The sequence below is a fragment of the Kitasatospora purpeofusca genome, from assembly GCF_000718025.1.
Classification (GTDB): Bacteria; Actinomycetota; Actinomycetes; order Streptomycetales; family Streptomycetaceae; genus Kitasatospora; species Kitasatospora purpeofusca.
The window spans coordinates 10,174-28,305 of the sequence record NZ_JODS01000017.1 but is presented as its reverse complement, the minus strand read 5'-3'; the positions used below and the strand labels follow the sequence as shown (position 1 = coordinate 28,305).

The 18,132-nt window shown below is 76.5% G+C and carries 4 protein-coding genes; all 4 read right to left on the bottom strand.

The window, feature by feature from the left end:
- Positions 1-25: 25 nt before the first annotated feature.
- The 4 genes from IF01_RS0123035 to IF01_RS0123020 are packed head-to-tail and all read right to left on the bottom strand — an operon-like array spanning position 26 to position 18,065.
- A complete protein-coding gene (locus tag IF01_RS0123035) occupies positions 26-3,409 on the bottom strand; it encodes a non-ribosomal peptide synthetase (protein ID WP_030395405.1) in 3,384 nt (1,127 codons plus the stop codon).
- Positions 3,402-6,839, bottom strand: coding sequence for a type I polyketide synthase (locus tag IF01_RS0123030; RefSeq protein ID WP_244215597.1), 3,438 nt, complete (start codon positions 6,837-6,839; stop codon positions 3,402-3,404). Before IF01_RS0123030 ends, IF01_RS0123035 begins: the two co-directional genes overlap by 8 nt.
- Entirely contained in the window at positions 6,836-11,608 is a 4,773-nt protein-coding gene (locus IF01_RS45030; RefSeq protein ID WP_063764280.1) for a beta-ketoacyl synthase N-terminal-like domain-containing protein, read from the bottom strand. The genes IF01_RS0123030 and IF01_RS45030 overlap by 4 nt, the downstream gene beginning before the upstream one ends.
- Before the next feature lie 4 nt (positions 11,609-11,612).
- Entirely contained in the window at positions 11,613-18,065 is a 6,453-nt protein-coding gene (locus IF01_RS0123020) for a type I polyketide synthase (RefSeq protein WP_030395402.1), read from the bottom strand.
- Positions 18,066-18,132 lie beyond the last annotated feature (67 nt).

The window sequence follows — 18,132 nt, the reverse complement described above, 5'->3', positions numbered from 1 at the left end:
CCTGTCGCTCTCTCACATCGTGCTCTCAGGAACGGGCACGGCGCACGGCCGCCTGTTGCCGCCGGGCACCGGCCCGGCGTCGGTTCTCCGCGCGCTCGCGCGCGGCCGCCCCGGGGGCCGTGGACGGATCCACCCCGGACCGGCTCAGATGGGCGGCCAGCGAGGCCACCGTGGGGTGCTGGAACAGCTCGACCATCGACACCCGGTGCCCGAGGTCCGCCGCGAGCAGCGAGCGCAGCTCGGCCATCAGCAGCGAGTGTCCGCCGAGGTCGAAGAAGTTGTCGTGGGTGCCGACCCGCTCCACCCCCAGCACCGTGCGCCACAGCCCGGCCAGCGACCGTTCCAGACCGGCGCCGGGCGCGGTGAACGGCGCGCCCGCCGCCGGGCCGTCGTCCCCGCCCGGCTCGGGCAGCGCGTTGCGGTCCACCTTGCCGCTCGGGGTGAGCGGCAGCGCGTCCAGCACGGCGAACACGGCGGGCACCATGTAGCCGGGCAGCCGGCCGCGCAGATGGGCGGCCAGTTCGGCGGGCGCCGGCGGCGTTGCGGCGTCGGTCGTGGTGAGGTGGGCGACCAGCCGCACGTCCCCGGTCCGGTGCGGACGGGCCGTCACCACGGCCTCGCGCACCCCCGGGTGCTCGGTCAGCACGGCCTCGATCTCACCGAGCTCGATCCGCAGGCCGCGCAGCTTCACCTGGTGGTCCAGCCGGCCGAGGTACTCCACCGCGCCGTCCTCGCGGAACCGCGCGAGGTCGCCGGTGCGGTACAGCCGCGCCGCCGGGTCCGGGTCGAACGGGTCCCGGACGAAGCGCTCGGCGGTCAGGTCGGGCCGGTTCAGATAGCCGCGGGCCAGGCCCCGGCCGCCGATGTGCAGCTCGCCGGGCACCCCGACCGGCACCGGCCGCAGCGCCTCGTCCAGGACCAGGATCCGGGTGTTGGCGATCGGCCGGCCGATCGGCACCGGCCGCCGGGGGTCGTCGTCCGGCCCGCAGGTCCAGTGGGTCACGTCGACCGCGGCCTCGGTCGGACCGTACAGGTTGTACAGGGCGGCGGACGAGCGGGCCAGGAAGCGGTCCTGGAGGTCGCGCGGCAGCGCCTCGCCGCTGCACACCACCCGGCGCAGGCTCCCGCACTCCTCCACCGGCTCCCGCAGGAAGGCCTGCAGCATCGACGGCACGAAGTGCACCGTCGTCACGCCCTCCGCTCGGATCGTCCGGGCCAGGTACCCGGTGTCCCGGTGCCCCTCCGGCCGGGCCAGCACCAGGGTCGCGCCGACCGCCAGTGGCCAGAAGAACTCCCACACCGACACGTCGAAGGAGAACGGCGTCTTCTGCAGCACCCGGTCCGAGGCGTCCAGTCGGTAGGCGTCCTGCATCCACAGCAGCCGGTTGCGGATCGCCGCGTGCACGTTCATGACGCCCTTGGGGGTGCCGGTGGAACCGGAGGTGTAGATGACGTAGGCGAGGTCCTCGCCGCCGACCGCGACCTCCGGGGCGGTGTCCGGCTCCCCGCCCGGCGCGGCCTCGAACTCCTCCACGCACAGCACCTCGGCGTCGACCGCCGGCAGCCGCCCGAGCACCCGGCGCTGGGTGAGCAGCACCGGCACCCGGGCGTCCCGCACCATGTGCTCCAGCCGGGCCGCCGGCAGCTCCGGGTCCAGCGGCAGATAGGCCCCGCCCGCCTTCAGCACCGCCAGCAGCGCCACCACCAGCTCCGGTGCCCGCTCCATGCCGACGCCGACCACGGTGTCCCGGCCGACGCCGAGCCCGCGCAGCCGGTGGGCGAGCCGGTTGGCCCGCCGGTCCAGCTCGCCGTAGCCCACCGAACGGCCCTCGAAGCGCAGCGCCACCGCCTCCGGCCGCAGTCGCGCCCGCTCCTCGAAAGCCTGGTGGATCCAGCCCTCGTCGGCCGGCCACTCCCGCGCGGTGTCGTTGAACTCCACCAGCACCCGGTGGCGTTCGCCCTCCGTCAGCAGCTCCAGCCGGTCCACCGGCAGCTCCGGAGCGGCCACCGCCTGCCCGGCCAGCCGGCCGAAGAGGACGGCCAGCCGGGCGACGGTGGACTCGTCGAACAGGTCGCGGTCGTACTCGAACCAGCCGCCCAGGCCGCCGTTCTCGTCGAAGGCCTGGAGTTCCAGGTCGAACCGCGCGCCGCCGCCGCGCACCGGCACCGGCTCCAGCCGGGCGCCGCCCAGGGCGAGGTCCGGCACCGCCTCCCGGCCGTAGGCGAAGCTCACCTGGAACACCGGCGGCCGGCTGAGGTCCCGGGCCGTGCCCAGCTCGCCGACCACCAGCTCGAACGGCACCTCCTGGTGCTCGTAGGCGCCGAGGCAGGCGGCCCGCACCCGGTCCAGCACCTCGGTGAAGGACGGCTCGCCGCCCAGCTCGGTGCGGATCGGCAGGGCGTTGACGAAGTAGCCGATCAGCGGCTCCAGTTCGGGCCGGTCGCGGACGGCGGTGGGCACCCCCACCACCACGTCCTGACTGCGGGCGTACCGGGACAGCAGCACGGTGAACACGGCCAGCAGCGCCATGTAGGTGGTCGCGCCCCGGCGGTGGGCCAGCTCCGACAGCCCGCGCAGCAGCGGCTCGGGCAGCTCGAACGGCAGCGTGCCGCCGTTGAAGCCCTGGACGGCCGGACGCGGTCGGTCGGTCGGCAGTTCCAGCGCGGCCGGCGCCCCGGCCAGCCGCTCCTTCCAGTACGCCGATTGCTCCGTCCAGCGGCCCTGTTCGTGCTGCTCGCGCTGCCAGAGCGCGAAGTCGGCGTACTGGACCGGCAGCTCCGGCAGCGGCGAGGGCCGGCCGGCCGCGAACGCCTCGTACAGCGCGGCGAGTTCGGCCAGCAGCACCCAGAACGACCAGCGGTCCGAGACCAGATGGTGCAGGGCAAGTACGAGCACCGACTCGTCCTCGCCGGTGCGCAGCAGGGCCAGCCGCAGTGGCGGCCCGGCCTCCAGGTCGAACGGCTCGCCGACGGCGGCCGCCACGATCCGCTCGTCCAGCTCGGCCTGCGTGAGACCGGCCTGCCGGAGGTCGGTCACGGGCAGTTCGGCCCCGGCGGATTCGGGCTCCACGGACGACCGCACCACCTGGACGGGGCGGCCGTCGCGCAGCGCGAAGGTGGTGCGCAGCGCCTCGTGCCGGCGGACCACCTCGCGCAGCGCCGCGCGCAGCACCCGGGCGTCCACCGGGCCGCGCACCCGCACCGCGCCCGGCACCACATAGGCCGGGTTCGCGGGCCGGACCTGCTCCAGGAACCACATGCCCTGCTGGAACAGCGAGAGCGGGAAGACGTCCTCGGCAGGGGTCTCCGGGGTCGCGCCGTCGGCCGCCCGCCGCTCGGCGAGCAGTCGCTCCAGGTGCGCCCGCTGCTCCGGGGTCAGTGCGGCGAGGCGCTCGTGGAGCTCAGTCATCGACCCGCTCCGAGACCTCGGTGACCTGCTCCAGGAGGGCGAGCAGCTCGGCGGTGGGGTCGGGGGCGGCGTCGGGGAGCCGGTCGGTGGAGCGGGCCGCCCGGCGGATCGGCGCCGCCTCCCCAACGTCGGTGCCGGCGGCGGGCCCGGCGGCCGTCAGACCCTCGACCACCTGCCCGGCCAGGCTGCGGACCGTGGCGCCCTTGAGGAACTCGGCGACGGTCACCTTGACGCCCAGCCGGCCCTGGATCTCGTTGCGCAGCTCCACGGCCATCAGTGAGTCCAGGCCGAGGGCGGACAGCGGCGCGTCGGCGTCGACGGCGGCCGCGCGCGAGCCCAGGGCGGTGCGCACACTGGCGGTCAGCCCGGCGACCAGGGTCTCGACCCGCTGCTCGGCGGGGGCGGCGAGCAGTTCCTCGGCGGTCGGCAGCGCGCTCGCCGCCGCCCGGCCGGGGGCGCCGGGGAGCCGGCGGGCGGCCGTGGTGCGTTCGGCGCGCTCGGTGCGTTCGGTGCGTGCGGGTCGTTCCGGCCGCTGGACGCGTTCGGCCCGCTCGGCCCGCGCCGAGGGCCGCCGGGCGGGAGCCGCGGCCGCGCCGTCGCCGCTCGGCTCGTGCCAGCAGCGGGTGGCGGCGAACGGGTAGTGCGGCAGCGACAGCCGGGCCCGGCGGTACTCCCGGTCGAACCCGGCCCAGTCGACCTCGGCCCCCTCGGCGTACAGCCGCCCGAGGCTGCCCAGCAGGATCTCCCAGTCGTCGTACTTCGGCCGCAGGCTCGGCAGCATCAGCACGTCGTCGCCGGTCAGCACCTCGCCGACCAGGCCCAGCAGCGTCGGCGCCGGACCGACCTCCAGGAAGGTGCGGTGCCCCAGCTCGTACAGAGCCCGCACCCCGTCGGCGAACAGCACCGGCTGCCGGGCGTGCCGCAGCCAGTAGTCGGTGTCCAGCGGCCGGTCCCACGGCCACAGTCCGCCGGTCAGGTTGGACAGCAGCGGGACGGCCGGCGCGCCGAAGGTGACCTTCTCCAGCGCGGCCCGCAGCGGCTCCAGCACCGGTTCGACCAGCGGGGAGTGCGAGGAGGTGGAGATGCGCAGCCGCCGCACCTCGGCGCCGCGCGCGGCGAAGGCCGCGCAGACCTCGTCGACGACCTCCCGCACCCCGGAGACGGTGGTGTTCGCCGGGCCGTTGACGGCGGCGACGGCGACCAGCGCCTCGTCGTGGCGGGCGAGTTCGGCGGCCACCTCGTCCGCGGGGGCGGCGATCGCCGCCATCGCGCCGGACTCGGCGAGCCGCTGGAGCAGCCGGCCGCGCTCGGCGACCAGCCGCAGGCCGTCCTCCAGCGGCAGCGCGCCGGCGAAGCAGGCGGCGGCGTACTCGCCGAGGCTGTGGCCGATCACGGCGGCCGGCTCCACACCCCAGGAGCGCCACAGCCCGGCCAGCGCGTACTCCACGGCGAACAGGCCGGGTTGGGCGAACTCCATGGTGTTGATCAGCTCGCCGTCCGCCGCCGAGGCCGGGTACACGGCGGATAGCAGCGGCGCCGGCAGGACGTCCCGCAGGATCTCGTCGCACTGGTCCAGGACGCGCCGGAAGTACGGCTGCGTCTCGTACAACCGCCGGGCCATGCCCGCGCGTTGCGGACCCTGGCCGGTGAAGAGGAAGACCGGTTCGGCCGTCGGGCCCGGCCCGGCCGGGGCGGCGCCCCCGGACCGGCCCAGCAGCAGCCCCTCGCCCGGGTCGTCCCGGACGAAGTCCGCCAGCCGCTCGGCGAGTTCGCCGGGAGTGGCCCCGACGGCGGCGAGGCGGTGCGGGAAGTGCGAGCGGCCGGTGTTCGCGGAGAAGCACAGGTCGGCCGCGCTCGCGGGACCGGCCTTCGCCAGCCGGTCCTGGTAGCGGCGGGCGAGCTTCAGCAGGGCGCCGCCGCTGCGCGCCGACAGGGCGAGCACCGACAGCGGGCGGGCCTCGCCCGGCTCGTCGTCCGGAACGGCGGCCGACTCGGTGGCCCGGGCGTCCGGTGCCTGCTCGACGATCAGGTGCGCGTTGGTGCCGCTGAAGCCGAAGCTGCTCACGCCCGCGAGCCGCCGCGCCCCGTCGGCCCCGTCCGACGGCCACGGGGTGAGCGCGGTCGGCAGGGCGAAGGTGGTGCCCTCGAAGGAGATGTGCGGATTGAGCTCGGCGAAGTGCAGGTTGGGCGGGATCTGCCCCCGGTCCACGCAGAGCGCGGCCTTGATCAGCCCGGCGATCCCCGCCGCCGCCTCCAGGTGGCCCAGGTTGGTCTTCACGGCGCCGAGGTGCAGCGGCGCGCCCTCGGGACGGCCGTAGACCTCGGCCAGCGCGGACACCTCGATCGGGTCGCCCAGCTTGGTGCCGGCGCCGTGGGTCTCGATGTAGCCGACCCGGTCCGGGGCCACCCCGGCGGCGGCCAGCGCCCGGCGGAACACCTCGCGCTGGGCGGCGCCGTTGGGCGCGGTCAGGCCCGAGCTGCGCCCGTCCTGGTTGACGGCCGAGCCGCGGATCACCGCGAGCACGCGGTCGCCGTCGCGGCGCGCGTCCGAGAGCCGCTTGAGCACCACCACGCCGCAGCCCTCGCTGCGGACGAAGCCGTTCGCCGCCGCGTCGAAGGTCTTGCAGCGGCCGTCGTCGGCCAGCATCTCCGGGAACTGCGAGAACGAGATTGCCGCGTCCGGCGCGACCACCGCGTTGACGCCGCCCGCCATCGCGAGGTCGCACTCGCCGAGCCGCAGGTTCTGGCAGGCCTGGTGCACGGCGACCAGCGAGGAGGAGCAGGCGGTGTCCACCGAGACGCTCGGCCCGCGCAGGTCCAGCAGGTAGGAGAGGCGGCCGCTGGCGATGCTGTGCGCGACGCCGGTGGACGCGTGGGCGGTGATGTCCTGCGGTTCGCGGAACAGCAGTCCGGCGTAGTCGTTGCTGCAGATGCCGAGGAACACCCCGGTCCGGCTGCCCGCCAGCGCGTCCGGCGCCTGCCCGGCGTCCTCCAGGGCCTCCCAGGCGACCTCCAGCACCAGCCGCTGCTGAGGGTCCATCGACACCGCCTCCCGGCGGGAGATGCCGAAGAACTCGTGGTCGAAGCGGTCGATGTGGTCGAGGAAGCCGCCCCAGCGGGTGCTGTGCTTCCCGGGGGTGCGCGGCTGCTCGTCGTAGAAGGCGTCGACGTCCCAGCGGTCGGCCGGGATCTCGCCGATCGTGTCGGTGCCGGCGGTCAGCAGCTCCCAGTACGAGTCCGGGTCGGTGACCCCGCCGGGGAAGCGGCAGCCGACGCCGACGATGGCGATCGGCTCGGTCCTGGCCCGCTCCTGCTCGTCGATCCGGCGCTGCATCCGCTCCATGGTCAGATAGGCGCGCTTCATCGCCGTCATCGAGCCGGTGCGGTCCTCGGGCGTGTCGCCCCGGGTGGTGTGCTCGCGCGTGGTCATCGTCCCTGCCCCCGGTCGGTCGGATCGGCACTGGTGTCGAACTGCTCGGTCTTGGCGAGGAGGAGGGCCTCCAGTTCGCGCTCCGACAGCCCGTCGAGGTCCTCGGGGCCGTCGGGCGCCTCGGGGCCGCCGTGGAGGTCGAGGTCGGGTCGGTCCACGGCTTCGGGTGCGGAACCGGAGCCGGAAGCAGGACCGGCGGCGGCCTCCAGCGGGATCCCCATCCGCTCGGCGAGGAACGGCACCAGGGCGTCCAGCGTCGGGTACTGCCAGCCCAGCGTGGCGGGCAGCGGGACGCCGAGCGACAGCTCCAGCCGCGAACGCAGCTCCAGGGTGCGCATCGAGTCGAAGCCGAGGCCGGCCAGCGGCGCCGAGCTGTCGATCGCCGCCGCGTCCGGCGCGCCGGGCCCGTCGAGCACCCGGGCGGCCAGCTCCCGGCAGTGCCGGACCAGCACGGCCCGGCGGCGCCGGCCCGGCTCGACCGCCAGCAGCTGCCGCCGGACGGCCTCCCCGCCGTCGGAGTCGGCGTCGGCGGTGGAGCCGGCCTCGGGGGAGCCGCCGGTCGAGCGAACGATCGTGGCGGGGCTGCCCAACAGCCGGGCGAGGGAGGCCAGTCCCGCGCCGTCCACGCTCAGCGCGGGCAGTCCGGCGGCCCTGCGGTGCCCGGCGAGCGCGTCCAGACAGGCGCCGAGCGCCGTCCCCCGGCCGGGTGCGGAGGCCGGGTCGGACAGCACCAGGAAGTCCAACGACCGCCCAGCGGTGGCGAGATGGAGGCGCCATGCGTCGGCGGCCGGGCCGGTGGCGCCCAGCGGGTCGTCCTCGGCCTCCTCCGGCCCGCCGCCGTCCGCCGTTCCCTCCGCCGCACCGGCTGCCACCGCGTACGCCGCCTCGGCGCCCGCGAGGTGCACCACCCCGGCCAGTGGCGCCGCCGGGATGTCGACGGCGGCCACCGCGGCGGCCAGCGCCCCGGCGTCGGACAGGTCGGCGAGCGGCAGCACCAGCTCCACGCCCCGGGCGCGCAGTTCGGCCAGCGCCGGTTCCGCGGCGGCGTCCGCGACGGAGCCGGCGGAGCCGAGCAGGGCGATCCGGCGCGCCCCCAGGTCCGCCAGCCGGCGAGCCGCCGCCAGTGCCACCGGGGTGGTGCCGCCGGTGACCAGGTACCCGGCCCGGGCCCGGACCACCGAGCGGGTCGGCGGCACCGCGAGCTCGGGCGCCGGCTCCGGACGCAGCACCAGCTTGCCGGTGTGCCGGGCCTGCGCCATGGTGGCGAACGCCTCCCGGGCCCCGGCGAACGGGTGGACGGTGACCGGCAGCGGTCCGAAGCCGCCGTCCTCGAATCCCCGCACCACCTCCTCGAACAGCTCGGCCAGCAGCTCCGGTTGGGCATGGAAGGTGTGGTCCAGGTCGACCGCGAACAGCGCCCGGTTCGCCTTCAGGCCACCGAGGCCGATCGGACTGTCGTCGTGGATGTCGCGCTTGCCCAGTTCGACGAACCGCCCGCCCGGCGCCAGCAGCGCCAGGCCGCGCCGCAGCGCCTCCCCGGTCAGCGAGTTGAGCACCACATCGACCCCGCGCCCGCCGGTGGCCGCCGCGACCTCCGCCGCGAAGTCCGTCGAGCGGGAGTCCATCACCAGCTCCACGCCGCCGAGTTCGCGCAGGAACCGGCGCTTGGCGGGCGTCCCTGCGGTGGCGAACACCCGCGCCCCGCACCGTCGGGCCACCGCCAGCGCGGCCAGGCCCACACCGCCGCTCGCCGAGTGGATCAGCACCGTCTCGCCCGCCCGCAGCCGGGCCAGGTGGCCAAGACCGTACACGGCGGTGAGGAAGGCCACCGGTACCGCCGCCGCCTGCTCGTCGTCCAGCGCCGACGGCCGCGGCGCCACCAGGTGCTCCTCGGTGGTGGTGTAGGCCGCGAGCGCGGACGGCGCGACGGCCATCACCCGGTCGCCGACCCGGAAGCGCTCGACGCCCGCGCCGACCGCGCTCACCCGGCCCGCGCACTCGACCCCCAGCGGGACCGTCCCGGCCGCGCCCGGGTAGGCGCCCATCGCCTTGAGCACGTCGCTGAAGTTCAGCCCCGCCGCCGCGACCTCGATCTCCACCTGGCCGGGGCCGGGCGCGGTCCGCTCCCAGCGGGTCGGCGTCAGGCTCTCCAGCAGACCGGGCCGGACCGCCAGCAGCCGCTGGTTGGTGTCCAGTTCGGGGTCGAACGGCCGTCGCTGCCAAGCGGGTTCGGTGCCGTCCGCGGAGTCCTGCGGCACCCGGACCGGCGTGTACCCGACCGGTCCGCGCAGCGCGGCCGGGCCTTCCCCGGCCGGGCGCAGCAGTACGTCCAGCAGCCGGGCGGCGTCGTCCCGCGCCGGGTCCGGGTCGAGGTCCACCAGCAGCGGGCGGGGCACACCGGTCCCGGCCGAGGCCACGCCGGCCGCACCCCACAGCAGCGCCTGCGCCGGGTCGGGAGCACCGTCCCGCTCCGTCACCCGCTGCGCGCCACGGGTGAGCACCACCAGGCGCGGGGCACCGGGCAGCCCCTCGCCGGCCAGTTCCCGCACCAGCGGCGGGGCCGGGCGGAGGGCGTCCTCCCGCGCCGCCGGGAGCGGGAACGGCACCGGGCCCGCCGGCGCCGGTCCGGCGGCCGCGTCCAGGCCCCAGGCGTACAGGACCCCGGCCCACGGCTCGTCACCGGCCGCGCGCAACTCCTTGAGCAGGGCGGCGAGGTCCTCCGGCCGGGCCGGGTCGAGCTCGTACCGCAGCGGGTCGATCCGCCGGGAGCCGCTGCCCGGGGTGACGGTCACCCAGCTGCCGCGCCGGGCGACGAGTTCGGCGCCCAGGGCGCCGGCCGTGCCCGCGCGGTCCGCGAACAGCAGCCAGCGGCCCGGTGCGCCGGCCGGCGCGCCCGTGCCGTGCTCGGCCTCGGCCCACTCCAGGGCGAACAGGGCGCGCCCGGTCCCCTCCTCGGCGGACGGCCGTGTCTCGGGAACGACGGGCGTCTGCGTCTCGGGAACGGCGCGCGTCCGGGTCTCGGGAACGGCGGGAGCCTCGGGGGCGTACCGACGGCGCTGCCACGGGTAGTTCGGCAGGTCCAGCACCGACCTGGGCAGCCCCGCGAACCCGCTGTCGGCCCCGTCCCGGTCGTGCTGGTCCCGCTCGGCGAGCACCACGCCGGACGGCGCACCGCCCTCGGCCAGCCCGCTCAGCGCCCGCAGCGCGGCGGCCCGGTCGGCGGCGGCGATCCGCGCCCGCCAGCGGTGCCGGGCCCGCCCGGCACCGGCCGAGTAGGCGAACGCCGGGTAGGAGCCGTCCGACAGCCCGGCGAGCCGCCCGTGCAGGGCGCCGGCCAGCGCCCGCACCGCCTCCGGGGTCCGGGCGGAGAGCTCGAAGCCCGCCACCGGAACGGCCCCGGCCCCGGCGGCGTCCTCGGCAGCGCCCAGGATCACCTGGGCGTTGGTGCCGCCCATGCCGAAGGCGCTCACCGCCGCGTGCCGCCCGCCGCGCTCCGGCCAGGGCCGCAGGGAGGTCGGCAGGGTGATGGCGGTGCCGTCCAGGTCGATCAGCGGGTTGAGGGTGCCGAAGTTCACCAGCGGCGGCACCTCGCGCCGCCGCAGGCACAGCACCGCCTTCACCAGGGCGATCACCCCGGCCGCGGACTCCGGGTGGCCCAGATTGGCCTTGACCGAGCCGACGCTCAGCTCCGCGCCGCCGTTGCGACGGCCCAGCGCGGCGGCGATCGCCTCCATCTCGATGGTGTCCCCGAGCGAGGTACCGGTGCCGTGCGCCTCCACCAGGCCGATGTCGGCGGGGGTGAGCCCGGCGTCCGCGAGCGCCGCCTCGGTCAGCGCGACCTCCGACAGCACATTGGGCGCGGTGAAGCCGGTCGAGCGGCCGGTCTGGTTGACCGCCGAACCGTGCACCACCGCGTGCACCCGGTCGCCGTCGCGCCGCGCGTCCTCCAGGCGCTTGAGCACCAGGACGCCGCAGCCCTCGCCCCGGGCGAAGCCGTTCGCCCGGGCGTCGAAGGGCCGGCACCGCCCGTCCGGCGACAGGGTGCCCGCCAGCTGGTGCAGCCGGGTCGCGCGCGGCGAGAGCACCAGGTTCACCCCGCCCGCCAGCGCCACGTCGCACTCCCGGCGGGCCAGCGCCTGGCGCGCCAGGTGCACCGACACCAGCGAGGAGGAGCAGGCCGTGTCCACCGTGATCGCCGGACCGGCGAGCCCCAGCGCGTACGCCACCCGGCCCACCGTGAAGCAGTGGCCGTTGCCGCCGGCCCAGTGGGTGTCCAACTCGCCGCTGTGCCAGTCCCAGTACTCCTGGCCGGTGATCCCGACGAACAGCCCGGTGCGGGCCGCGTCCAGCCGGTCCGGCGGCAGCGCCGCGTTCTCCAGCGCCTCCCAGGCTACCTCCAGCAGCAGCCGCTGCTGCGGGTCGACACCCCGGGCCTCGGCCGGACCCATGCCGAAGAACTCCGCGTCGAAGTCCATCACCTCGTCCAGGAACCCTCCGCTGTGCGGCAGTTGCTCCCACTCGGCGGCGAACGGCCCGCGCCGCCCGGCGGGCAGCGGGCCCACCAGCTCGCGGCCCTCGGCCAGCGCCGCCCAGTAGCCGTCCAGGTCCGCGATGCCGCCCGGCAGCCGCAGGCCGATGCCGACCACGGCCAGCGGGCCGGTGCCACTGGCGGCGTCCAGCTGCGCCCGCAGCTTGCGGACGGTGTCGAGCGCCCGGGTGAGCGGGGTGGGCGCGGGCGCGGCGGTGCCGTTCTGCTGCTGCTCCGTCATGCGCTCAGCCCTCGCCTTCGGTAGCGCCTTCGCCCGAGGAGTCCTCGCCCGCCGCTGGATCGCCCAGCAGCCGTTCGGCCAGCACCGCCGACAGCGCCCGCGCCGAGCCGTACGTCCACAGCAGCGTCGGCGACAGCCGCAGCCCGAACGCCGCCTCCAGCCGGTTGCGCAGCTCCAGACCCATCAGCGAGTCCAGCCCCAGCGACTTGAACGGCGTGTCCCGGTCGATCGCCCCGGCCTCCAGTCGCAGCACCCGCCCGGCCAGCTCCTGCACCTTGGCCTCCAGCAGCTCCGGCCAGCGCTCCTGCGGCGCCCCGCGCAGCTCGGCCAGGAAGGCCGCGCCCGCGCTGCTGCCGCTCCCGCCGTGCCGGGCCAGCTCGCGCAGCGCGCTCCAGCTGTCCAGCGTCGCGGTGTCCGGGTACGCCTCCAGGTACTGCCGCAGGTCGATCGGCACGTACGCGACCACCTGCTCGTCGGCGCCGAGGAACCCCTCCAGCGCCCGCCACGCCTCGGCGGTGGAGAAGCCCGCCATCCCGCGCTCCGCCAGCCGGGCCCCGCGGTTGTCGTCCGCGGCCGCCAGTCCGACATCGCTGAACGGGCCCCACTGCACACTCAGCGCGGGCAGCCCGCGCCGCCGCCGGTCCACCGCCAGCGCGTCCATGAAGGCGTTGCCCGCCGCGTACGCAGCCTGGCCGGCGTTGCCGAACAGCGCGGCCGCCGAGGAGAACAGCAGGAAGAAGTCCAGCGGATCGCCCTCGGTCGCCGCGTCCAGGTGGACCGCGCCGTCGACCTTGGGCGCCAGCACCCGGTCCAGCTGCTCCGTCGTCAGATTGAGCACGGTCGCGTCGTCCAGCAGACCGGCGGCGTGCACCACCCCGCGCAGCGGCGGCAGTTGCTCGTGCACCCGGCGCACCGCCGCCGCGTCGGCGACATCGGCGGCGAAGGTCTCCACCAGCACCCCGCGCGCCCGCAGCGCCCCGATCCGGGCCGCCGCCTCCGCCGTCGGCGCCGAGCGGCCCACCAGGGCCAGCCGGCCCGCGCCGCGCCCGGCCATGAACTCCGCCAGCGACAGGCCGAGCGCCCCGAGACCACCGGTGATCAGATAGGTGCCGTCGCCCCGGAACCGGCCGTCCCGCAGCGGCTCCGGCGCCACCTCCGTGACCGTCGACGGGTCCGACAGCACGAACTTCCCGATGTGGTGGCCGTGGGACATCTCCCGCAGCGCCTCGGCGGCCCGCGCGAACGGGTAGGACAGCACCGGCAGCGGCGCCAGCTCACCCGCCTCGACCCGCTCCCACACCTCGGCGAACAGCCGGGTGAACAGCGCCGGCCGCCGGGCGATCACCCCGGCGAGGTCCAGCGAGGCCAGGCCGATGCCCTTGCGGAACGCGTCCAGGGCCAGCGTGCGCCCGCCGTAGATGTCGGCCTTGCCGACCTCGACGAACCGCCCGCCCTCGGCCAGCACCTCCAGACCCAGCGGGATCGCCGCGCCCGTCAGCGAGTTGAGGACGACGTCCACCCCGCGGCCGCCGGTCGCCGCCCGCACCTCGTCCGCCCAGGAGTGGTCCCGGGAGTCGAAGACGTGCCGCACGCCCAACTCGCGCAGCCGGGCCCGCTTGTGCGCGCTGCCCGCCGTGGCGAGCACCTCGGCGCCCAGCAGCCGCGCCACCGCGATCGCCGCCAGCCCCAGCCCGCCCGCCGCCGAATGGATCAGCACCGTCTCGCCCGGCAGCAGCGAGGCCAGGTGCCGCAGGCCGTACCAGGCGGTGATGGTCACCGCCGGGAACGCCGCCGCGTCCGCGTCCGCCATCCCCTCCGGCACGTGCTGCGCGTGGTCGGCCAGGACCGTCCAGTGGGTGGCGAGCGCCCCGCCGCTGGTGCAGGCGACCACCCGGTCCCCGGGGGCGAAGCGGGTCACGCCCGCGCCGGTCCTGGTCACCACGCCCGCGCCGTCCAGACCGAGCAGCCGGGCGTCGGCCGTCGGGTCCGGATAGGTGCCCATCACCTTCATCACGTCGATGAAGTTCAGCGCCGCCGAACCCACCGCGAGCTCGATCTCCCCGGCACCCGGCGCCCGCCGCTCCAGCGGCCGGAACGCCAGCCCGTCCCAGGTGCCCCGGCCGTCCGGGGCGAGCCGGAACGGCTGCGGGGCCGCCGAGCGCCAGCGCGGCCGGGCCGGGTCGGCCGGGTCGTCCACCGGGCCCGCCGCGCCGCGCACCAGCCGGCCGACCAGCCGCTCCCCGCCCCGCAGCACCACCTGGTCCGCGCCGTCCTCGGCCGACAGCTCGACGGCGCAGCGCGCCGCCCAGTCGGCCTCGTCACCGGCCACGTCCACCAGCACCGGCCGCAGCTCGGGGTGCTCACGGCGCAGCACCCGCCCGAAACCCCAGTACAGGGCCGCGCCCGGGTCGACGGACCCGGCCGCCGACGGCGGCACCTGGGCGTCGGCGGTCACCACGACCAGCCGGGGGACCACCGGGCGCGCGGAGCAGGCGCGCACCAGCGCGGCCAGCGCCGCGAGGGCCGCCCGCTGGGCGTCCGGCCCGGCGTCCGCGCCCGGCGCCAGGAACACCGCACCGTCCAGCCCGTCCACCGTGGCCAGCCGCTCCTGCCAGACCTCGGTCCGCGCCGCGTCCGCGCCGTCGGCCACCTGGGCCAGCGCCGTCCCGCCGAGCGCGCCCAGCGCTTCGGCCAGCTCCCCGGCCCGCGCCCAGGCGGCCGTGCCGCCGACCTGGTCGGCGGCGCACACCGCCCAGTGGCCGGTGCGCTGCGGCGCGTCCGTCCCGTCGGTGTCGGCCGTGTCGGTGTCAGCCCCGTCGGTGCGCTCCTTCGGCCGGAACTCCAGCCGGTGGATCCGCTCCGCGTCCACCGCGCCGGGATCGGCCGAGGCCGCCAGCGCCCGCATCCGCAGGCCCAGCAGGCTCAGCACCGGCCGCCGCCCGGCGTCGAACAGGAACAGGTCCACCTCCTCGCCGCCGTCCCGCCGCACCGCGTGCGACCACAGCGCCGTCACCGGCTCCGCGAGGTCCTGGTGCAGATGCACCCGCCCGACCCCGACCGGCACCGCCGCCTCCTCGCCCGGGAACAGCGGGATCGAGGCCTGCAAGGCCGCGTCCCACAGCGCCGGGTGCAGCCGGTGCGGATGGCCGCCGGCCAGGCAGCCCTCCGGCAGCCGCACCTCGGCCAGGCACTCCGCCGCCCCGGCCCGCAGCCCCACCACACCCTGGAACGCCGGACCGTAGTTCAGGCCCCGCGCCGCGCAGTCGGCGTAGAAGGCGGCGGCCGGCGCGACGTCGAGACCGAGCAGCCGCTCCGGGAACGACGGCGCCTCCGGCGCGGTGTCCTCCGCCAGCACCCGCGCCGAGGCGTGCCGCACCCAGCCCTGCCCGCCCGGCTCCAGCGAGGACAGCGTGAAACTGCCGCCGCCCGTCACGTCGTCCCGCCAGCCCAGCGCCACCGTCACCGGCTCCTCGGTGAGCGTCAGATGGCTGTGCAGACCGACCTCCGCGAGCGTGCGGTGCGCCCCGCCGGTCCTGGCCAGCGCCGTGCGCAGCGCCAGCTCCAGCATCCCGGTGCCGGGCAGCACCACCGCGTCGTACACCCGGTGGTCGCGCACCCAGGGGATGTCCGCCGGGGCCAGCTCCAGCAGACCGGTCCAGGAGCCCTGCTCGGTCACCGACGGCACCAGCCGCAGCTCCTCGCCGGCCCCGCTCCCGGCGCGCCGGCGTCCCTGCTCCACCCAGTGCACGGCCCGCTGCCACGGGTACGGCGGCACCGGCGCCCAGGCGCTCCGGGGCAGCGCGCCGAACGGCTCCAGACCGCTCACGTACGCCCGCGCCACGGACTCGCGCAGCGTGTCCGGCGAGCCCTGGTCGCGCCGCAGCGTCGACAGCACCTGCGGCGGCACCGGCCGCTGCGCGGCCAACTGCTCCAGCGCCGGGGTGAGCACCGGGTGCGGGCTGATCTCGACCACATGGGTCACCCCGGTGTCGAACAGCCGCTCCATCGCGTCGGCGAACATCACCGGCCGGCGCAGATTGTCCACCCAGTACCGGGCGTCCAGCTCCGGCCCCTCCAGCGGGGCCACCCGCACCGTCGACATCAGCTCGACACCGCCCCGGCCCGGCCGCACCGACCGCAGCGCCGCCAGCAGGTCGTCCTCCAGCTCGTCCATCTGCGGGCTGTGCGAGGCGTAGTCGACGTTCACCAGCCGGCAGAAGGTGCCCTCGGCCTCCAGCAACTCCTTGAGCGCCAGCACCAGTTCGGTGTCACCGGAGAGCACGCAGCTGTTCGGGCCGTTGTTCACGGCCAGCGACACGCCCTCCTCGAAGCCGGACAGCGCCGCCTTCGCCGCGTCCAGCGAGAGGTCCACCGCCAGCATCCGGCCCTTGCCCGAGGTCCGGCGGGCGATCGCGCTGCGCCGGGCGACGACCATCGCGCCGTCCTCGTAGGAGAGGATGCCGGCCGCCGTGGCCGCGGTGACCTCGCCCTGGCTGTGGCCGACCACCACGTCCGGCTCGACGCCGGCCGCCCGCCACAGCTCGCACAGGCCCAGCGACACGGCCCACAGGGTCGGTTGCAGCATGTCGATCCGCGACAGCCACTCCTCCCCGGCCTCGCCGGAGACGACCTGGACCAGGTCCCAGTCCGTGTACGGCTCCAGCGCGGCCGCGCAGCGGTGGATCACCGCGGCGAACACCGGCTCGGCGGCCAGGAGTTCGCGGCCCATGGCGTGCCACTGCGAGCCCTGGCCGGGGAACACGAAGGCGGTCCGGCCGACCGCCGCGGCACGTCCGGTGAACACGCCGGGCACGGGCTCGGCACCGGCCGGGTCGGCGGCCAGCCGCTCCAACTGCCCGGCCGCTGCGGCGGTGTCGGCGGCCAGCAGGGCGGCCCGGACCGGGAACTGGTCGCGCTGCCAGGCCAGGGTGCCGGCCAGCGCCGCCAGCCGCTCCGGCTCCGGCAACTGCTCCGGCTCCGGCAACTGCTTCGTCGCCGGGTCGGTCGCGCCGGTGAGCAGTTCGCGCAGCTCGCGGGCGCGCTCGGCGAGCGCCTGCTCCGAGTGCGCGGACACCGGCAGCAGCACGGGGGCGCGGTGTTCGTTGTCGTCGGAGTGGCCGTCGGCGGCGGGGCCGTCGGCGGTGACCGGCGTTTCCGGCCGCGGCGCCCCGGTCAGCACCACGTGCGCGTTGGTGCCGCCCCAGCCGAAGCTGCTGACGCCGAGGAAGACCTGCTCGTCCGCCGGCAGCGGCAGCGGCTCCCGGACCACCGTCACATTCAGCTCGTCGAAGGCGATCTCAGGGTTGAGCTCCGCCGAGTGCAGGCTCGGCGGCACCACGCCGTGGCGCAGCGCCAGCAGCGCCTTGAACAGCCCGGGGATGCCGGCGGCGGCCTCCAGGTGGCCGATGTTGGTCTTCACCGAGCCGATCGGCAGCGGACCGGCGTCCGCGCTGCGGGTCTGCCCCAGCACCCGGCCGACCGCGCCGGCCTCGATCGGGTCGCCGACCGAGGTGCCGGTGCCGTGCGCCTCCACATAGGCGACCCGGTCCGCCGGGATGCCCCAGTGCCGGTAGGAGTCCCGCAGCAGCCGCTCCTGCCCGAGCGGACTGGGCGCGACGACGCTCTGCCCGCCGCCGTCGTTGTTCACCGCGGTCCCGGCGATGACGCCGTGGATCCGGTCCCCGTCCGCCTGCGCCCGGGCGACGGTCTTCACGAACAGGGCACCCACGCCCTCGCCGCGCACGAAGCCGTTCGCCCCGGCGCCGAAGGCCTTGCACCGGCCGTCGGGGGAGAGGCCGCCGAAGTACGTCAGGCCGATCGAGGCGGTCGGGTCGAGCATCAGCGCGACACCGCCGATGATGGCCGCGTCCACCTCGCCGGCCCGCAGCGCCTGGGCGGCGAGGTGCGCCGCGACCAGCGCGGAGGAGCAGCCGGTCTCGACGACCAGGCTGGGCCCGGTGAGCCCGAGGAAGTAGGAGACCCGGGCGGCGATCATGTCGAGCGCGTAGCCGGGCGCGGTGTGCTGGGTGACCCCGGCGGCGCTCTTGCGGCCGACGTGCTCGTAGTCGTGCCAGCCGGCGCCGACGAACACACCGGTCCGGCTGCCGGCGAGCGCGCGGGCCGGTGTCCCGGCGTCCTCCAGCGCCCGCCAGGCGGCCTCCAGCATCAGCCGCTGCTGGGGGTCGAGCATCTCCGCCTCGCGGGGGGAGATGCCGAAGAAGGTGGCGTCGAACCGGTCGACGTCGGTGAGGAATCCGCCGACCGCCTGGATCTCGCGCTGCGGGTCGAGCTGCGCGGTGGCGTCCCAACGGGTCGCGGGGACGGGGCCGATGGCGTCGTGCCGCTCCATCATCAGCCGCCAGAAACTGTCCACGTCCGGGGCGTCGGGGAACCGTCCCGCCATGCCTACGACGGCCAGGGCCTGGGTCGGGTCCTGGACCACAGGGTCTGTGTGCATGTCCTCTTCCTCGGGCATCCGTGGTGAGCCGGTCCGGGCACGGGCCGGCGCCCGGCCCGGGGCGTGC